We start from the raw sequence: 19,882 nt of genomic DNA, 5'->3' as shown, positions 1-19,882 counted from the left end.
TAACCCCGAAAATGGGCTAGTTTTTATACAAAATTATTGTTCGTTAATTACAAAAATTTCATCACCAACAGTAATTTCTTGACCTGGTTCAATTAGAACTTCAGCAACTGTACCTGTTGTAGGTGCAGGGATGTCTGATGTCATTTTGTCAGTTTCAACTGAGAATAATACATCACCTTCTTTAACAGCGTCTCCAACTTTAACGAAAACTTCTGCTACTTTTCCTTCGTGTAGACCTTCACCAATGTCTGTAAATTTCATTCTAAACATATTATAATTCTCCTAACAATTCTGGTTTTTCCAGTAATTCTAAAATTCTATTATTTAAACGAGCCATATCTGCACCATCAACTCAACGGTGATCAGCGGCTATAGTAGTGTAAAGTTGTTTTGTTGGCGCAAAAGTGCCATCTTTATTAACTTTAACTTCATCAGCAATTGTTCCAACTGCTATAATTCCAACTTGTCCTAAGTTTGGAATTGGATTACCAAACATCGCTCCAACTGAACCAACGTTTGTAATTGTAAAGTGGCCACCAGCCATATCTTTCATTGTAAGTTTTCTATTTTGTGCTAAATCCGCAACACGAATAATTTCTTTTTGTATTTCAACAATACTTAATTTTTCAGTTTCACGAATAACTGGCACAACAAGGCCAAATGGTGTATCCACTGCAATATTAATGTTTACAGTATCTGGGTATGTAACTTCACCAGTTTCTGAATTTCAATTTCCTAAAAAAGCTGGAAATTCAGTCAATGCGATTGATGTAGCTTTAATAATTCAAGATAAAAATGTTAATTTAACACCATGTTTTTCTTGAACACTGGCTAAATTAGCTTTACGGTAGTCTCATAAATTAGACACATCGCCTTTACGTGTTAATGATACGTAAGCGATTGAATCCATTACTTGTTTTAGGTTTTTTGCTATAGCTTTACGAATTGGGGCTATTTTTTCGGTTTTAGCTTCCAATGCTTTTGGTTGAATAATTTCTGCCATATTTATTCCTTCAATTATTTTTCAGCTTTAGCTTTTAATCTTTCTAAGATAGCTTTTTCACGTGGTGTAAGTTCACCATCTTTTTTAACAACGTCCGCAACAGGTTCTGTTTTTTTTGTAGGTTTTTTAAATGATGAAAGATCTAGTAATTCATCTGAAACTTTAATTAGACCAACAACTGCTGGCGCACTTTCTTGTTTTTTTTCTTCGTTTTGATTTGACATAATGCTAGCCTCCTATGTATTTTTAAATCTAAATTCGAATTTATTTAGCAATTATTATTTAACTTAACATCGTATGCATCCGAATATTAAATAATAAAATTGCTTTCTTAATTATAATATAAAATTAAAAAGAATTAATTTCATATTTATAAAAATGAAAACGATTTCATTTTGGACTTATTTACTGATTTTTCAATTGAAAAAGAAAAAAATCCCTTTAAATATAAGTGCTTTTATCTATCTATTTTAAATGTAAATAAATATGTCCTTGCCATCATTATTTGAACCGTAATAGTGTCGTGCTAAATTTATTAGTTCTTTTGGTTTTATCGCCTTAGCAACAAAATTAATGTGGCCTTCGTTTTGAGAAACAATGAAATATATATTTCTTTTTCCTTCTTGTTTATCATTTTTTAAATAGTTTATTTGAAATTGTTTGTTGTTATTTTGGGCTGGTTTTTTTCTATTATATATCTTAACAAATTGACCAAAAGGCATCAATTTCAAGTCTCTTCGAATAGTAATTTGTTTTAAAATAAATTCATCATCAGAACCCAAATCTTTAATTGAATATGAATAATTGTAATCACGATCAAAAGTACTACTTGATCAAATTTTTATACTATCATTATACTTTTTAACATCTGTGATATAGAAATCATTATATACTGTGGATTTATCTCCGTAAGTCCCATTAAAATTGTTATCTATTCAATACTTATTGCCTATTCTGCCTGAATCTATTTGGCCATAATGATCATCATTAATATGTGGTCTTTCTCAATGACTCAGCACAAAATCACGATAAGATTGCATTTTATATTTTGTTTCTTTATAATTCAAGGGCTCTTGATAGAATATGTTCGAATGATACTCAATATTAAACTCATTTTGAAAGAAATTATCAAGCGAAATAACATTGGAAGAAATTTCACTAGATTTTTCATTTTTAATATAACTAAGTGGTTGATAATCTTTTCAAGTTTTTTTATTGAACTCGAATGAATTTAGTCCTAAAAATGATATATATTCCGTGTTATAAAAATAAGATTTACTGTCTATATTTTCAAAAAAATCTTTATATAAATGATATATGCCTTCATATTTATAAGGTTCATCGTTATCAGTTACAGAAAAATTGTATATGAATGGTTTGAAAAATTTTGTTTTTTCTATATTAAATTTCAATTTAAAGTCTCTGCTTATTAATTTTTGAACTCTTTTTTGTTCATCACTATATTCAAACTTATTGGCACAGCTGCCAACAGCTAAAAGCGGAAATATTAGTGGAATCAGTAATAATTTAACCATTATTTGACCTCCATATAAGAGCTAATATCAACAGCATCTTTTAGATAGTCTTTGTATGCAGCAATTAATCAATTGTATTTTATGAATTTATATTGTTTTGCATATCAATTAAGTTCATTTAATTCAAATCTAAGATTATATTTTCCACGTGCGAAATCAGTTGGCAAATTAAAATATAAACGCTCAGTATTTGAGTTATTTGATGTGCTTTGATGTTTTCTACTTCCTTTACTGGTTTGCCCATCTTCGTTAGGGGTATATTCAAATTTAATCTCACCCGACACATCATATAAATTATCAATGTTACTTGGTTCTAAATTGCCTAAAAATCACTTGGTAAATAGTGTATTTGATTCAACATACTCTTTAAATGACTTAGTTGGTGAAATTGATATTGTATGAGTAAAATGTCTCCCCTTATGTTTTACATCATGATCCGTGAAAATGTTTATGTAGTGATTACCGTCTTGATTCTCAATTCCTCGTATAAAATCGTTTAATTTTAAAAAACTTTTATTTCTTGATATATCGTACATTTTTTCAAATTTTGGCACACCATAACCGGTTTTGGATTTAGATTTATTTTTTCGCCAATATTCTAATCACAAAGATTTATTATGGCCAAAAAAAAGTTCAAAATTAAGAGCTTTTATGGGACTATATATTGAGCTAGAAGCCAAAATTGTTTTAGCTTCTGCAATAGATAAATTTCTTTTTAGCTTATATTGTAAAAGAGATAGCATTCCAGTTACTAATGGTGCTGCTTTGCTAGTACCGTCAAAATGTCTTAGATAATTTAACTTTTTAATTCTTTCAGTATCATGAAGTTTATTAATTATATTATCAATGCTTGTTTTTTCAAGTTCATAGTCCTCACTATAATATTTATTTTTATAAAAATGTTTAATTTTATCATGATCATCATCGATTCCTAAACCATATGCAGAAACTAAAGGTGAATTATCTTTATTTTTTGTATCAAAAGATGTGAAATAAGTAGGATAGTTGTTAAAGTCTACAGCGCCAACATTTATGAATGAACTCATATTTGTTGCGGTAGATCATAAATTAATACCCTCTAAAATATTCTCATTTTGGTCCATATTTTTTATAAAATTACCTAATTTTTCTGGGGAATCTTTTACACTAGTAAGATATTTTTTAAAATATGTTATGTTTTGACTATTAGCATTTTCCCTTGTAATAGTTTCCAAAAAATCAGTTTTTAATCTATCAAAATCAAAATTTGAATTTGTAAAGTATTTTTCAAGAAAAAAATTTTTAGTACGTTTTATTTTGTCGATGTGGTCATAATAACTTAAATTTCCTGCAGATTTAACAATTTTAATATCGTTTTCAGCAGCATACTTGTTAACTTTTCCGTAAAATTCGTCTATATCCTTGTTAATTAAATTACGAAATGAAGTATCAATAAAATATAGTTCATATAAAAGATATTGCGCTAGTGCTAAAAAAGACCTAAGTTCGTAGCTCATTGATATATTGTTATTGTCATATTTTAATAAGCTTTCCTCACCTTCTTCTCGCCACAATAATTTACGACTAAAACTAAAATTAAACAATTTTATATCATGCTTTTCATGCATTTCCTTTATAAGATCAACAAAGCCCTTTGTAGGGAGGGTTGAATAATACAATTTTGCATTTTTATTAATTCCTAAATCAGTTCCAATAATTGACGTAACAGCATAGCCGTGGTTATCGCTAGTTTGTGCATCTTTAGAATGATTATCAAAATGGAAATTTTGATCACTAGATAATAAATAATTTCTATCAAAATTTTCTACTTCTATAATACCAACCTTGTTGTAATTATTCATATCATTATCGTAATCATCATCTCTGTTATAATAAACTGCGTGTTTTAGATAGTAAGGTCTATAAATATCTTTAATTTTCGAATATTCTTCACTTGTAAAATCTTTGGGTTCGTGATATTTAGCAGACAAAACAACTGGGGCTAAAATAACTGGGCAAATATTAAATAATAGTTTTTTCATCATTAAATTATCCTCTTATCTTTATTATACTATTTATAATGCTATATGTCATGTGCCATTGATAATCATTAATTCTATAACTATAAATTCTTAAAGTAAAACTCTTCACATTAGTAAGAGTTGTTAAAATTAGTGCCAAAAATCAATTTAAAAAATATAAGAAAGAATTGTGAAAATAGTGCACCCAAATTTTCTATTAATTTGATAATAATAAAGAAAAAATCAACGAACGTTTGAATTGTTTTTCCAGTGGTAGATTTGTTTTTTGTGATTTGTTATGTGTTATGAATATACACAATAATCAATGAATAAAATAGTAGTTATTTTTTATACAGAAGTTATACTTAATCCATTTAAAATACATTAAACAAAAAATTCAATTATTTGTTTATGGAAAAATTTTTTTTATTTTATAAACGATATTTTTTAATATCAATTTTTCTTATAGACTGATATTTATATTGAATACAAAAATTTACTAATTAGAAAAAATTTAATAAAAATAAAAAAATGAAATATAAAACCAAAATATGTAAAAAATTCCATACTTTAATAATAAAATTATAAAATATAAATAATAAGGAGAAATTATGGCAAATTTTAGTCAACACATTCAAAATTTATTAACAAAAAAATCAAAAGATAGAGTACTAAGTGTTTTATTTATTGACGGTGATGATAAAAGATCAAGAGAAGCCGCAATATTTTTACAAGAAAATAAACTAGCTAAACCAATAATGCTTTTAGAAAATGAATCACAAGTTGTTGAAGACGGATTAAAAAACATAATAATGTCGCAACAATCAGAAAAAATCGATGAATATGCAAATAAAATGTTTGAATTAAGAAAAGGTAAAGAAGATTTAGAAACTTGCAAAAAATTATGTGCCTATAGACCATATTTTGGTGCAATGATGATTAGAACAAAAGAAGTTGAAAGTGCAGTTGGCGGGTTGATTTATTCAACACAAGATATTTTAAGAGCTGCATTTAAGTGCGTAGGTCCTAAACCAGGAATTAAAACAATGTCTTCAGTTATTGTTATGCACAAAGGTGAAGAAAAAATTATTTTTACGGACCCTTCAACAGTTCAAAAACCAGATGTTAACCAATTAGTTGATATTGCAACAAATGCCATTGATTTTGCAAAATCAATGGATATGAATCCTTTAGCTGGTTTTTTAACTTATTCAACTAATGGTTCTGGCAAAGGAGAAAACCCAGATTTAGTAAGAGAAGCTGTAAAAATTTCAATGGAAAAAGGATTGGAAATTATTGAAGGTGAACTTCAATTTGACTCAGCATACGACTTAAATGTTAGATCTAAAAAATTCCCAACCGCAACACAAAAACCAGCAGGAATATTCGTATTCCCTAACCTTGAAAGCTGCAATATTGGCTGCAAAATTGCACAAAGAATGGGTGATTATGGTGCAGTAGGTGCTATTATGGTTGGTGTAAACGGTGCAATCAATGATTTTAGTCGTGGAGCAACAGTTCAAGATGTAATCGATGTTGCTTCAATAACTATTTTGAAAGGTTATGATTTCTTATAATGAAAAAAATATTAACAATTAATGCAGGAAGTTCAAGTTTAAAATGAGCTCTTTATTCATATACTAGGCTTGAATTACTAGCAAAAGGGCTTTGTGAAAGAATAAGACTAGACGGTAACATTATTATTAAATACGACAACAAATCTTATGAACATAAAGTTGATATGCCAGACCACACAACAGCTGTTCGTGAACTAATGAAACTTTGAGAAAAATACAACATAATACACAACTTCGATGAAATCGAAGTGATTGGCTTTAGAACCCCTTATTCAGGTCATAAGTTTTTATCGCCAGTTGTTTACGATAATGAAGTTAAAAAAGGTATCGAGGAGGCTGCAAAATTTATACCTTTGCACGCGCCCGCAACACTAGATGCAGTTGGCGCGTTTGAAGAATGTTTGCCTAAAGTTACAAAAGTTATTTGCCAAGACACAGCATTCCACACAACATTACCTGAAATAACAAGAAATTTTGCAATCAATAAAGATTGAGCTAAAAAATACCACATTTATAAATTTGGATATCATGGTTTAAGCCACGATTATATTACTCACAAAATGGAAAAAGTTCTAAACAAAAAGAAAGTTAATATAGTTGTTGCTCACCTTGGATCTGGTAGTTCCATTTGTGCAATTAAAGATTCCAAATCAATTGATATTACAGTCGGATTCAGCTCATATGATGGCTTAATGATGGGAACTAGAGCTGGCGGAATTGACCCAGGTATTACTGATTATTTGGTTAGGGTTGAGGGCGCTGATATTCAAGAAGTTCAAGATATGATGGTTAAAAAATCAGGTTTATTAGGTATTTCTGGAATATCAAACGATATTAGAGATTTACACAAAGTTTATAACACTGATAAAAATGCTAAATTAGCAATTGATATGTTTGTTGCAAGATGTATTGATTATATAGCAAATTATTTAAACAAAATTGGACCACGCATTGACGCACTTGTCTTTACTGCTGGAATCGGTGAAAATGACAAAATAATTAGAGACATGATTGTTCAAGGAATTAATGCTCATAGAATTAAAATTTCAATGCCAAAAAACAATATGTCTTATGATGACTATCTAAAAATTTCGACCGATGGTTCTGAATTTCCTATTTATAAGGTAAAAACAGATGAAGAAATTGTTATTGCAAAATACGCTAAAAATTTAATGAAAAATAAATTCTAATTTTCTCAAACAAAAAAGTTAACACAAAATGGTTAACTTTTTTGTTTGAATTTTGCAATGTGCATATGGTGCCGAATACGAGAATCGAACTCGTGGCTACTGATTACGAGTCAGCTGCTTTACCACTAAGCGAATCCGGCATAAAACAGCACTAAACTGTTTTTAATAATATTGTTTGTTTTTTCCCTTTTTTAAAGATGGCATATTTTTTAGAGTAATTTTGTGGTTCATAAATGGTGCTTTCTTCTATGTTTTTGCCATCGATTTTAAGCGCATTGTTTTCAATAAATTCTCTTGCTTCTCGTTTAGAACTTATAATATTTTGCTTAATTAATGAATCAATAATGTTGTCTCCAATTGATAAATTAGCAACTTTTAAGTAATTTTCCAAGTTTTCAATTTCTTCAACTTTAAGCTGTGTTGCATCAAATGTTTTATCAAATAATATCTTTGTGATGTTAAGGGAATTAATAGCTTCTTGTTCGCCAAAAATATCACTAACAACCGCAAACGCAAGTTTATATTGTGCATAGTGATTTGAAGGATTTTTTGCGTGCTCAATCATAATTTGTTTAATTTCGTCAATTTCAATGAAAGTTAATCACAATAATAATTTTTCAACCACTGCGTCACTTTTATTAAATAAGTATTGATACATTTGAAATGGAGATGCCATTTTTTTATCTAACCATAGAGACCCGCCACCAGTACTTTTACCAATTTTGTGACCATTTTCATCAGTTAATAAATCAATAGTTATTCCAACAGCTTTGGCTTCTTTTTCATCAACAACATCGCTTATTATATCTAGACCAGTAGTTATATTCCCTCATTGGTCAGAACCGCCAACTTGAACACGAACATTATGATTTTCATATAAATGTAAAAAGTCATATCCCTGCAATAATTGGTATGTAAACTCTGTGAATGATAAACCTCTTTCAATTCTAGATGAAACAGAATCCTTAGCCAACATATACGAAATATTTACTAATTTTCCTGCTTCTCTTAAAAAATCTAAAATATTCATATTTTTATAAATATCATAGTTATCAAAAACAGTTAAACCAAAACTTTCTAACTGATTTTTGATTTTAGATTTATTTAAATGAACTTGTTCATTATTCAATAATTTTCGTTCAGAATCTCTAAACGAAGGATCGCCAATCATTCCAGTAGCACCACCAATTAGCGCAATAGTGTTGAAGCCCGCTTTTTGAAATCTTTTTAATACAGAAATAATAATGTAATTTCCTAAGTGTAGACTCTCAGCGGTTGGGTCAAAGCCAGCGTAAACATTAATTTTTGAAGGTTCAAGGTTATTAAATTTTTCTTCATTACTAATTTGTTTTAATATTCCCCTGGTTTTTAATTCATCTAAAAATTTCATGATTCTCCTAGCATAACAATTCTTTATAAACTACTTCAATATTTTTACCAATATACTCATTTTTCGATTCAATTGGAATATTATTAATTACATCATTTTCAAATAAGTTTTCTTTATCATTTAAACCCAATGATTTTGCACTACATAGCATTCCGTCACTCGAAATACCCATAACTTCATTTGTTTTGATTTCCATACCTTGTGGAGTAATACTTCCCGACTGATATCAAGCCAAATATTTTTCAGTTGTTGTATACAATGTATTTGTAACTATTTTGTTTATTTCGGCGCCAAAATCAACATCAAGTATAAATAATTTATCTGATTTAGGATGAGTGTTTCGAGCAACAATTTTACCAATTTTAATATTTGCCTTATCTTCAATCACTAATGAAGTTGGACAATTAACTAATATCTTCTCAAAAAGATTTTGGTTCACAATAGACCATTGCTTGTTTGTTAATTCTTTTTCGCTAACAATTGATACATATCCAACTTTTTTAGTTTGGGAATCAAAATTATAAACATATAATGTTCCTGATTCATTTATCTTTTCGATTGAATTAGTCAAAATGTTGCAATCAAATACAACCTCATAAGTATTGTAAAAATTTTTGTTTAAGTTTATTAAAATAGCCATAGTCTAATTATATACATTTAATTATTAATATATACAATTAATAAAAAACAAGCCTTGCAGCTTGTTAGGTGTTGTTATTTTGATAATTCCATTTTTAAGTGTGCCGCTCTTACTGCCTCTCAAACAATTTCATTGAATGTTGGGTGAGGGTGAGTTGTGTATGTAACATCTGATACAGTTAGTTTATGTTCCATAGCAAGTCCAATTTCAGCAATATAGTCAGTTGCGTTAGCTCCTACAATTGAAGCACCTAGAATTAACCCTGTTGCTTTGTCTACAACTAGTTTACAGAATCCTGATGTGTCACGAGTTGCAATACCTTTTCCTAAGTAACCAAATGAATATTTTGATGAAAATGCGTCATAGCCAAGTTCTTTAGCTTTTTCTTCAGTAATACCAATGATTGAAATTTCAGGATGTGTGTAAATGCAGCCTGGGACTGGTTTGCTCAATTCGTATTTAACATCGTGTCCTAAAATATGAGCAACCGCAGTTAATGCATGTTGATATGCAACGTGTGCCAACATGTTTTGAGCAGTTAAATCACCAATCGCATAAACACCTTCAACATTAGTTCTTAGGTATTCATCAACAATGACTTCTTGTCTTTGTCCAATTTCAACACCTGTATTTTCTAGATTTTGAGAGTTTGGAATACGTCCAACAGCGATTAGATATACATCAGCAGAAATTGTTTTAGTTTCACCATTTGTTTCGTAAACAAGTTCTTTTTGATCATTTAGTGCTGTTGTTGACGCATTGTAAATTACTTCAATTCCACGAGCTGTAAAGTGTTTTGTAATTTCTTTAATAACGTCTTTATCTAATCCAGTTAGTAATGAATCTGTATTTTGAATAATTGTTACTTTTGAGCCTGCTGTTGCAAAAACTTGTGCAAATTCAACACCAATAACTCCACCACCTACAATAACAACTGATTTTGGTAATTCTTTATCAAAATTGATTGCTTCTTTTGAAGATAGAACTTTGAAATCTTTATATCCTTGTTCAAAGCCTTGTAATTTATCAAGTTTACGTGCACGGCTTCCCATTGCCATAATAATATTTTGAGCTTTGTAAATTTTATCGTTTACTTTGACAACGTGAGATGCTAATCACTCAGCAGTCCCTTCAGCAATAGTAACTTTGCTTCCTTTCATAAGCATTTTTACACCGCCTGAAATTTGTTTAACAACAGCAGCTTTTCTTTCGTGCATTTTTATTCAAGTTGCTTGGTTGTCAATCTTGATATCTTCTAAGTTTGCAACAATTCCATAGCTAGCAGCATCTTTTATTGTGTCAATTACGTGAGCAGAAGCTAACATTGCTTTAGTTGGAATACATCCAACATTTAAACAAACACCACCTCAGAATTCTTTTTCAATAATCAATGTTTTTTTGCCTGATTTTCCTAATTCTTCAGCAGCTAAATAACCCCCAGGGCCAGCTCCAACGACAATTACATCAAATTCTTCATCAATGTGTCCAGTGTATTGAACACCTTTTTCGCTAAAAGCTTTTTTCATATTTTTCCCCTTTTAAATAAGCTAATATAAAATAATAAACATATTATAATTAAGAAATCAATTTCACAAATTAAAAAGGGCTTTTTATCTTAAATTTCCACAAAATATTTATAATTAGAATATGTCAAAAAATAATGTTATTGAAATTAAAATTGAAATCCCAAAGGGATCAAATATTAAATACGAATTTGACCGTGCAGATGGTCAAATTCACGTTGATAGAATTTTAAGAGGAGATTTTGTTTACCCAGCTAACTACGGGTTTATTCCTAATGCTCTCGACTGAGATGGTGATGAATTAGATGTTTTAGTTTATTCACCAGAAAAATTCATTCCTGGAGTTGTATTAAACGCAAGAATTATCGGAGCAATGAAAATGATTGATTCGGGCGAAACTGATACAAAATTGATCGCAGTTCATGCTGATGATTATCGTTTAGACTCAATCAATAAACTTGAGGAGCTTCCTGAACCATTCTTAAGAGATGTTGAAACATTTTTTAACAACTACAAAAACTGAAAAAAACCTGGTTCAACAAAAGTTACAGGTTTTGAAGGTATTGAATGAGCATTGGAAGAACTTGACGAATGTACTCATTTAATGAATGAATACGGAAAAATGCCTAAAAAAGAATTCGTTGCTAAAATGATGAAAGAGCACCCAGAAAAATACGAATTTTAATTCTTACCCCTTTTAAAAGGGGTTTTATTTTTCAATAAAAAATCCAAAAGAAAATATCTTAAATTTATTAAAAAATTCCTTTTAGTCGGCAATATCAACATTAAATAATATAATTTAAATAAGGAGTTGGTAGCTCCTAAATACAATTACTAGAAAGAAAGAATTATGAGTAAAAGTATAAATGCACTAAGAAAAGAAAGTCAACTTAAAACAATGATTGCTCAGATTGTAACAACAGAATTAACTAATTCAAATATTATCAATCCAACTGTTGTTGATTGTGAACTTTCTGCCGATTCTTCACATGCTAAAGTATTTGTAACCTTTAGTGAAAAATCAAGTGATGGAATTGAGGCAATTAGAAACGCTGCTGGTTTTATAAGAAAAACACTGGCGCACTCTCTAGATTGACGCAAAGTTCCTGAACTTCATTTTGAGCTAGATACCGTCATTGATGGCGCTATGAAAATTGAAAAAATTTTAGAGCAAATCAAACACGAAAATGATTAATTCATTTTCAAACCGGGTTCCCCGGTTTTTTAAATAAAAATGCGGCTTTTCCCGCATTATTGAGTTTTTATATTAAATGTGTCATCAACACTAAATGATAAAGTTCTCTGGTCACGAAGTTTAAAAATTATATTTGGATCTGAATATCCTCTTTTTACTTCTTGCTCGTATTTACTTAAACTTTTTTTGTAGTATAAAATTTCACTTTCAATAGCTTTGGAGTTTTTAATTTTTTCACCTGTTTTAGGATCTACAGGATAAACTACATCATTTTTACTATTCAGTGCGTTGCCAAAAACACCTATATTGTGAATTATGTAATTAACATTTTTTTGATCACTAAAATTCAAATAATCTTTTAATCTTTTGTCCGATATGTCAGTTCTTGTGTCTTTGGTAAAGTAGTTTTCTGTTGTAGATTTTTTTATTCTTGCATAGAAATTAACATGGGCATGCGACATCCAACCGCCATTTGAAGCATTATTTCCTAAAAAACCAATTATTTGATTTTTATTAACACTAATTGGATTTTTTGGAGAAGCTTGCGGAGCTACAAAATAGTTTTTGCCACTTTTTGAATATTGCTGAGAACTTAAGCCAAGTTCAGAATTATTAAGTGTTTTAGCCCCATCCAAATGAATGTAACCAATGTAAACGTAATCAACAGAAGGGTCTAAATAAATTTCTCTTTCTCTTGGAGTTAAATTCAATTTATCATGTTTAACTTTTATTAAAGCTACAGTCCCTACGCCCTCAAACTCTCTCTTTTGTTCAATTTCGTAAACACCAATTAACTCGCCATCAAATGGCATCAATACTGGTTGAAAATCAGGGGCTAAATAGTCTTCTCCCCAGTGTAAAAAGCTAGGGGTTTTTACTTTTTCTGAATAAAATGACCTTGAAGTTCCATAACCGCCCGTAAATAATTCAGATTTATAGTGACCGAAAAAGTCTTTATTGATGCTTGGCAATAATTCTTGAGTTAGTCTATTCATTTCAAAATTATATGCTTGAATGTTGTTTTTTGTAAATTCTTCACTATAAAGCAGACCATAATTCTGTGTTCCTAACATTTTGACCAATTTCAATGGTTTTTCAGTATTTTTCAACTTAACATTAAGACTAACTGCTGCAGATCTAAAATTATTTGAGGTGATTTTATCTAATTCAATTTTTTCAATGCTTTCATTATTAAATTCAACAAGTAAATCATCGCTTGTTATCTTAGATAAGTCAGTATTTATATCAGGGTTAACAACTGTTTTAACTTTGATTGATTCTGCAAGTTTTAATTGTTTTAAATATTCATTATTCTCAATGTTTACTAAAACAGGTAAATCAAATCCGAATTCATTAAAGTTTTTTTCTTTACCATTATGTTTAGCCCCTATTCTTAAATTGATTCTGATGAAGTTAGGTTCTTTTTCATCGAAATATACTTTATTAACAGTAGCCTTAATCTCAATATTTTTTGCTTTTAGTTGTTCTGCTATTTATTAAATTTCTTGTTTTGGGTATTAAAAATTGTTGAAATTTGCTTGGAATTTAATTCATTAATTCCATATTTCTCGATCAATTCTTTGTGTGAATCATCAATGTTTATTGAAGTTGTGAAATCTTGAGCATTAATTGCTTCAATGTTCTTAATTGAATCTTTAAGTTCTTTAAGATTTTTTTCTTCATTACTAGACATCTTGACGTTTTTTAAATAGACATTAATTGTTTGCTGACTATATAATCCTTTTGGATAATTTGCTTTTTCATGATTTTCTAAATCAAGTCTAATAATAATAGGAACTTTTACATCAAAATTGTTACCTAAATCCCTATAAACATTGCTATAGTCAACCTTAAATTTAAGTTTATTTAATACTTTATCACTTATATTAAATTTACTTTTTACAATATTTTTAAATTGATTTTCGTCAAATTTCATGTATTTATACATGTAATTGTTGGCCATCATGTTCTTAAACTCAACAGTTTCTGGCGAGCCGCCTTCTGTGTATTTAAATAAATCATAATTTCTATTCTTTTCAAAATATTCATTAATTTGTGAAAGAGTGTAAACTTGATTATAAAGTTCGTAATTTTGGTCTTCTTTGTTTTGGGTTCTGTTAAAAACTAACAATTTACTGTTTTGTTGTGCTGATCCTTGTTTTCGCGAATCTTGCTTTTCTTGTTGTATGCATGACGCTACAAGAAATGGAAAACTGGCTATTAAACTTAATTGGGCTAGAATTTTTTTATACTTTTTCATATATGCTCCAAATATTATGAAAGTGAAATATTAACATTCTGTTTTATTTTAATTGCAATAACCATAAAGCCAACTAAAATTGGAATTATTATTGAAACAATTGTTATAAAAATAAATCTTAAAAAACTATTTAAATATTGTTTTTTAAGCTCTTTTCTGGCTTCTTTATTGCCTTTTAATCCGATAAGTTCAATAGTTTGGACAAAAATTATAATTAATGGGAATAACAAGTGGAATTCAAAATATCCAAAATATGATGAAATTATTGTTATGAATCCAATTAGTAAAATTTGAATTAAAACAACTTGGAAATGGTTTGTATCATAATTAGTTTTGTTTATAAAACCTGTAAAGGTTGTTGCTAAAACAAAAAGCGCAATGAATACAATCTCTTTTGTACCTCATGAACCAAAATTTGTTTTTGTGTCACTTTTAAAAAACTGGTAAAAACTGTAGTTTTTTAACTCGGAATAATCTTCATTATTTTTAAAGTAGCTTTTTATTCCTTTAAACGAAACTCAAAACAGAATCAAACCAATCAATGCACAATAATTTGCCCCCCAAAAATGTATGGAATACCTTTTAAAAGTGGTGCGGGAGGTTGTTTAGATTGACCAATTACTCCGTATCCTTTAATAATGCTATTTGTTATTATATTAAATGGATTTATAAATGGATAAATTGCTGTTTTAGCTCCTATACTGCCTAATCCAAATGGGAATAATATAGCAATTGCAATAACGACAATATAACCGCTCGACATAAATAATTTATTATGTTGTTTTTTATTCATTATTGCAATCAATTTTCAAATTAGCAATAAATAAACAATCAAAAACACACTTATTATTTCAAAACTAAAAACAGTTGGATTTCAATATACTTTTAGTGCTGAACCAGGTGTATTAAACATGTTCCCCCCTTACTTAATTTCATATTTTTTTAGTATTGCTTCAACATCCATGTCAAGAATGCTATCAATTGTTTTTTGAGCATTTTCAATTATTTTGTCTTCTTGTTCAGTGTTTTTTTCATAAGAAACTTTTTCGTCTGTAGGTTTTTGAAGTTCTTGGCAGACTATTTTGAATGTTATTTTTTGAATGTTTTCAATCTTAATTTTTGAAAATCCTTCACCAACTTTTGATGTTGGATAGTTTTTAATTAATTCAATATATGTCTCGTTATTTGTATTTTTTACAAAAAGTTCACTATATTGGTCAACAACGTTAATTGACTTAACATTTATCGGAGCAGTTTTAAATTGCTTGAAGATTGGTTTTCCTAAATGTTTCTTAGATATTGGTTGAATATTTTCGACCTTTACAATCTTAATATGTTTATTTTCGTCAATTAGCGCCACTAAATTTTCATCATTAACAATTGCAAAATCTGCCACTAAATCCGCACCAGATAAAAAGCAAGATTTAACGCCTGAGGCCTTAGTGCCATAAATTTGCATGTCATTTTCGCTATATTTTGAAGCAAGTCCAAAATCAGTAACTATCAAAATATCGCCAAAACCATTAGATAATTTTGCACCCACTAATTGGTCATCAGCTTTTAAACTAATTGCATTGAATGCTTTATTATTTCTAGAAACCTCAAAATCTTTTAATAGAACTCTTTTACCTTGTCCTTGTCTTGAAAGTAACACAACATACAAGTTATCGTTAAAGTCCTTAATTTCAATTGCTGACACAAGTTCTTCACCTGTTTTTAACTCTACAAATTCTGACAAATGATTCCCATATTCTTTTCATTTAGCCTCATTTATCTTATAAACAGGAATTAAAGCATAATTACCTAAATTTGTAAATAGTAACAAGGTGTTGGTTGTTCTTGTTCTATTTGAAAATATTATTGAATCTTCTTCTTTTACTCCAAAGGTAGTTCAATCATTCGATTCATAAACTCTGTTTGAAAACCTTTTTATATAACCGTGTTTTGAAATTGTTAATACCGCTTCTTCATCAACAACTAAATCAGCTTCACTGTACTTAATTTTTATTTGTTCATTAACTATTTCAGTTTTACGTGGTTTTCCGAATTCTTTCTTAATTTCTTTTAATAATTCAATTATTCATTGATCAAATTTGCTTGGGTGAGTTAATAAAATTTCGCATTTTTTTATTAACTCCAACAATTCAATTTCTTCTTGTAAAAATGCTTGTTTGTCGGTTTTAGAAAGTTTGTACAATCTTAATTCAGCGATTGCAGAAGCTTGATTATTTGTAAATGCAAAGTGTTTAATTAAATTCTCAATAACACCTTGTTTCCCATTTTCACTTTCACGAATAACTTTTATTACTTCATCAGTAATTTCTGAAACTTTAATAAAACCTTGAACAATTTCTAGCCGCGCTTTATATTTTGCTAAATCATATTGAAGTGTTTTAGTTTTGACCTCTTTAACGTGACTAATATATGAGTTAAGCAACTGATGTAAACCACATAATTTTGGTGAATTATCAACAATAGCAACATTATTTGAGTTTAAATAAACCTGCATTTCAGTCTTTTGCAATAAAAAGTTCAATATTGTGTCAACATTGCTATTCTTATCAAGTGTAATTAAGATGCTAATCCCATCCCTGTCAGACATATCCTTAACTTCAATTAATCCATTAATATTTTCGTTTGCAATCAATAAATCAATATCTTTAACTAATTTAGATTTTACAACCCCATATGGAATCTCAAAAATTTCAATGTACTTAAATTTATTATCATCATAAATTTTGTATTTTGATACTAAAGTTAGTCTACCTTTACCAAGCTCAAAACCTTCATAAATTCCTTGTGTACCGAAAATAGTCCCACCAGTTGGGAAATCTGGACCTTTAATAAATTTCATTAATTGTTCAAGAGTTGCAGTTGGATTTTTTATCTTTTCAATTGTAGCATCAATGATTTCGTTCAAATTATGAGGCATAATTTCGGTTGCAAAACCTGACGCAATACCTTTAGCTCCATTTAATAATAAATTAGGAATTATTGAAGGTAAAACTACTGGTTCTTTTTCGCTATCATCAAAGTTTGGTGCAAATTTAACTGTATTTTTCTTTAAATCTCCAAGGATATATTCACTGATTTTTTCTAATCGCACCTCAGTATAACGCATTGCGGCTGCCGGGTCATCATCAATACTACCAACATTACCATGCATCTCAATTAAGGTTTGTCCCATTTTTCAATCTTGAGCCATCCTTACCATTGCTTCATAAATCGAACTATCTCCATGTGGGTGATATTTACCAATAACATCTCCAACAACTCTAGCTGATTTTTTGAATGGTTTGCTTGATAACAAGCCTAAATCACTCATTGAATAAAGTATTCTTCTTTGAACTGGTTTTAGACCATCACGGATATCAGGCAACGCTCTTTGCTGAATAATGTATTTTGAATAGCGACTAAAACGATCTTCCATTACTGAATCAATATTTTCGGAAACAATCTTTTCAATAATTTGGTCAATTTTAGACTTGATATCTTTTTTCATTTATTGCCTCCTTAATATGTAAAATCATCTTCCATTGTGAATTCAACATTAGCATTAATTCACTCTTTTCTCGATTCTGGATTATCCCCCATTAATGTAGAAACTCTTCTTTCCGCTAATGAAACATCATTGATACGAACTTGGATTAAGGTTCTAGTTTCAGGGTCCATAGTTGTTTCTCAAATTTGGTCGGCATTCATTTCACCAAGACCTTTGTATCTTTGAATTTCAGAATTTTTGAATTTTGGGTCACTTAAAAGTTCTCTTAATTCACTTTCATCTCAAGCATATGTAACTTGTTTTGACTTGTTGGAAATCTTAAATAAAGGCGGCAATGCAATGTAGACCATTCCTGCATCAACCAATTGACGCATGTGTCTAAAAAAGAATGTTAAAAGTAAAATTTGAATATGAGCGCCATCGGTATCGGCGTCAGTCATAATAACAACTTTGCTATATTGTGCTTTTTTAATATCAAAATCTTCGCCAACACCAGCGCCAATGGTATTAATTATTGTCGCTATTTCTTCATTTTTTAAAATGTCATAAAGCCTTGCTTTTTCTGTATTCAAAACTTTTCCACGAAGAGGTAAAATAGCTTGAAATTTTCTATTTCTACCTTTTTTGGCAGTACCGCCTGCAGAATCCCCTTCCACTAAAAACAATTCTTTTTCAGCAGGATTTTTTGATTGTGCAGGGGTTAATTTTCCACTTAAAATTTGTTTTTCTTTTAAAGCATTTTTTGTAGAACGCGCTTCAAGTCTTGCTTTGCGCGCGCTTGCGCGAGCTTCGGCTGCTTTTTTGATTTTGTCAAGTATTTTTTTAACTAGTGGTTTATTTTCAACTGACCAAATTTTTAGATGTTTAAAAGCAACTTCCTCAACAGCGCTTTTGGCTTCAGGTGTACCTAATTTATCCTTAGTTTGACTGACAAATTCAAGATATTTTTCGGGAATTTTTACACTAATTATAATAGTTAAACCTTCGCGAATGTCTTCACCATCAAAGGTATTTTTGCCTTTGATAATTTTTTCATCCATTGCAATTTCATTGAATAATTTCGTTAGTGCTGTTTTAAGTCCAACTTCGTGAGTCCCGCCATCTTTGGTTTTAACATTGTTAACAAAAGACAAAATTGTTTCATTATAGCTGTCAGTATATTGAAAACCACATTCGACTTCTATTTCTTTTTTTGTTTCTTTAAAGCTATAAATTTCGCCAATCGGCGTTTTTGAATCATTCATAAATTCAACAAAAGCACTAATTCCATTTTCAAATTTGAACTCATTAAACAAATCTTTTGTTTCGTCTTTAAGAGTTATTTTAAGTCCTGCAATTAAAAAACTACTTTCACGCAAGCGCTCAGAAATCTTTTCGTAACTAAATTTAGAACGCTTAAAAACATCATAATTTGGTCAAAATTCAACACGAGTTCCAGTTTTGTTAGATTTTTTGATTATTTTAGTTCGTTGAGTTATATCCTCGCCGCCATTCTCAAAAATTGTTTCATAAACTTGGCCATCGCGTTGAACTGTTGCTATTAGTTTGTGACTTAGTGCATTTACAACTGATGCACCAACACCGTGAAGACCACCTGAAGTTTTATAGGCGCTGCTATCAAATTTACCACCAGTATGAAGTTCAGTGAAAACTCTTTCAACAGCAGTTTTACCTGTTTCAGTTTTTCCCACGGGTATTCCACGCCCATTATCCTCTACGATTACCGACCCACTTTTTGTCAAAGTAACTGAAATTTCAGTGGCAAACCCGCCTAGTGCCTCGTCAATTGAGTTATCTACGATTTCTCAAACTAAATGGTGTAATCCATTGACATCAGTACTACCAATATACATACCTGGTCTTTTGCGAACAGCTTCAAGCCCTTTTAATTGTTGAATACTATTTTCATCATATTTATACATATTTTATAATTGTAATATTTTTTGAATTAATTAAAAAATTTATATTAATAATACATAAATTAAAATTTTCAATATTTATTGATTTTTAACAATAATTTTTCAAAAACCATTGAAAAAAATGGCAAAAAGTCAATGAATTAATTGA

General features: G+C 29.4%; 15 protein-coding genes, 1 tRNA gene and 2 pseudogenes. 4 read left to right on the top strand and 14 right to left on the bottom strand.

Translation table 4 applies throughout. From position 1 onward, the window contains the following. Positions 1-39 precede the first annotated feature (39 nt). The 5 genes and pseudogenes from EXC34_RS00215 to EXC34_RS00195 all read right to left on the bottom strand — a co-directional run. A pseudogene (locus EXC34_RS00215) lies at positions 40-270 on the bottom strand (biotin/lipoyl-containing protein); the annotation flags it as partial. Position 271: 1 nt separating this feature from the next. Beyond that, on the bottom strand, positions 272-1,003 hold the full coding sequence (locus EXC34_RS00210; protein ID WP_129687408.1) for a 2-oxo acid dehydrogenase subunit E2: 732 nt from the start codon (positions 1,001-1,003) through the stop codon (positions 272-274). Between the two features lie 14 nt (positions 1,004-1,017). Then, on the bottom strand, positions 1,018-1,227 hold the full coding sequence (locus tag EXC34_RS00205) for a hypothetical protein (protein WP_096386484.1): 210 nt from the start codon (positions 1,225-1,227) through the stop codon (positions 1,018-1,020). 246 nt (positions 1,228-1,473) lie between these two features. After that, on the bottom strand, positions 1,474-2,538 hold the full coding sequence (locus EXC34_RS00200; RefSeq protein WP_129687407.1) for a hypothetical protein: 1,065 nt from the start codon (positions 2,536-2,538) through the stop codon (positions 1,474-1,476). Continuing rightward, positions 2,538-4,559 (bottom strand): S8 family serine peptidase, encoded by a 2,022-nt coding sequence (locus tag EXC34_RS00195; protein WP_165001201.1) that lies wholly within the window; start codon positions 4,557-4,559, stop codon positions 2,538-2,540. Before EXC34_RS00195 ends, EXC34_RS00200 begins: the two co-directional genes overlap by 1 nt. Positions 4,560-5,149: 590 nt before the next feature. Here EXC34_RS00195 and EXC34_RS00190 point away from each other — a divergent pair. Both EXC34_RS00190 and EXC34_RS00185 read left to right on the top strand, forming a co-directional pair. Continuing rightward, positions 5,150-6,115: a phosphate acyltransferase gene (locus tag EXC34_RS00190; protein WP_129687405.1), complete on the top strand. Its 966-nt coding sequence runs from the start codon at positions 5,150-5,152 to the stop codon at positions 6,113-6,115. Beyond that, the gene (locus EXC34_RS00185) at positions 6,115-7,305 is read left to right on the top strand and encodes an acetate/propionate family kinase (RefSeq protein WP_129687404.1); all 1,191 of its coding nucleotides are present in this window, start codon (positions 6,115-6,117) and stop codon (positions 7,303-7,305) included. Before EXC34_RS00190 ends, EXC34_RS00185 begins: the two co-directional genes overlap by 1 nt. Before the next feature lie 66 nt (positions 7,306-7,371). Here EXC34_RS00185 and EXC34_RS00180 read toward each other — a convergent pair. The 4 genes from EXC34_RS00180 to lpdA form a co-directional block, all read right to left on the bottom strand. Continuing rightward, positions 7,372-7,445 (bottom strand) — tRNA-Thr (locus EXC34_RS00180). Positions 7,446-7,456: 11 nt separating this feature from the next. Continuing rightward, positions 7,457-8,695, bottom strand: a complete 1,239-nt coding sequence (tyrS, locus tag EXC34_RS00175; protein WP_129687403.1) for a tyrosine--tRNA ligase — start codon at positions 8,693-8,695, stop codon at positions 7,457-7,459. Positions 8,696-8,702: 7 nt separating this feature from the next. Next, positions 8,703-9,335, bottom strand: a complete 633-nt coding sequence (gene tapR / locus EXC34_RS00170; protein WP_129687402.1) for a TyrS-associated PheT N-terminal domain-related protein TapR — start codon at positions 9,333-9,335, stop codon at positions 8,703-8,705. 74 nt (positions 9,336-9,409) lie between these two features. Next, positions 9,410-10,861 (bottom strand): dihydrolipoyl dehydrogenase, encoded by a 1,452-nt coding sequence (gene lpdA, locus EXC34_RS00165; protein ID WP_129687401.1) that lies wholly within the window; start codon positions 10,859-10,861, stop codon positions 9,410-9,412. Positions 10,862-10,982: 121 nt separating this feature from the next. On the opposite strand from lpdA, the gene EXC34_RS00160 reads away from it, so the two are divergent. Continuing rightward, positions 10,983-11,543, top strand: coding sequence for an inorganic diphosphatase (locus tag EXC34_RS00160; protein ID WP_129687400.1), 561 nt, complete (start codon positions 10,983-10,985; stop codon positions 11,541-11,543). A gap of 165 nt (positions 11,544-11,708) precedes the next feature. Further along, the gene (gene rbfA, locus EXC34_RS00155) at positions 11,709-12,053 is read left to right on the top strand and encodes a 30S ribosome-binding factor RbfA (protein ID WP_004420690.1); all 345 of its coding nucleotides are present in this window, start codon (positions 11,709-11,711) and stop codon (positions 12,051-12,053) included. Positions 12,054-12,109: 56 nt separating this feature from the next. Here rbfA and EXC34_RS03770 read toward each other — a convergent pair. From EXC34_RS03770 to parE, 5 genes and pseudogenes are all read right to left on the bottom strand, one after another. Then, positions 12,110-14,313 (bottom strand): annotated as a pseudogene (locus EXC34_RS03770) (MSC_0775 family lipoprotein). Positions 14,314-14,327: 14 nt separating this feature from the next. Then, positions 14,328-14,846, bottom strand: a complete 519-nt coding sequence (locus EXC34_RS00135) for an MAG4940 family membrane protein (RefSeq protein ID WP_129687396.1) — start codon at positions 14,844-14,846, stop codon at positions 14,328-14,330. Continuing rightward, complete coding sequence (locus EXC34_RS00130; RefSeq protein ID WP_129687395.1) at positions 14,813-15,226, bottom strand: MAG4940 family membrane protein; 414 nt, start codon at positions 15,224-15,226, stop codon at positions 14,813-14,815. The genes EXC34_RS00135 and EXC34_RS00130 overlap by 34 nt, the downstream gene beginning before the upstream one ends. A 9-nt stretch (positions 15,227-15,235) precedes the next feature. Beyond that, positions 15,236-17,815 (bottom strand): DNA topoisomerase IV subunit A, encoded by a 2,580-nt coding sequence (parC, locus tag EXC34_RS00125; RefSeq protein WP_129687394.1) that lies wholly within the window; start codon positions 17,813-17,815, stop codon positions 15,236-15,238. 11 nt (positions 17,816-17,826) lie between these two features. Beyond that, positions 17,827-19,737 carry a DNA topoisomerase IV subunit B gene (parE, locus tag EXC34_RS00120; RefSeq protein ID WP_129687393.1) on the bottom strand — a complete coding sequence of 637 codons (1,911 nt, stop codon included), beginning with the start codon at positions 19,735-19,737 and terminating at the stop codon, positions 17,827-17,829. Positions 19,738-19,882: the final 145 nt, after the last annotated feature.

This window comes from Mycoplasmopsis bovigenitalium, from assembly GCF_900660525.1.
Classification (GTDB): domain Bacteria; phylum Bacillota_I; class Bacilli_A; order Mycoplasmatales; family Metamycoplasmataceae; genus Mycoplasmopsis; species Mycoplasmopsis bovigenitalium.
The sequence above is the reverse complement of the archived record's forward strand: the minus strand, read 5'-3'. Positions and strand labels throughout refer to the sequence as shown.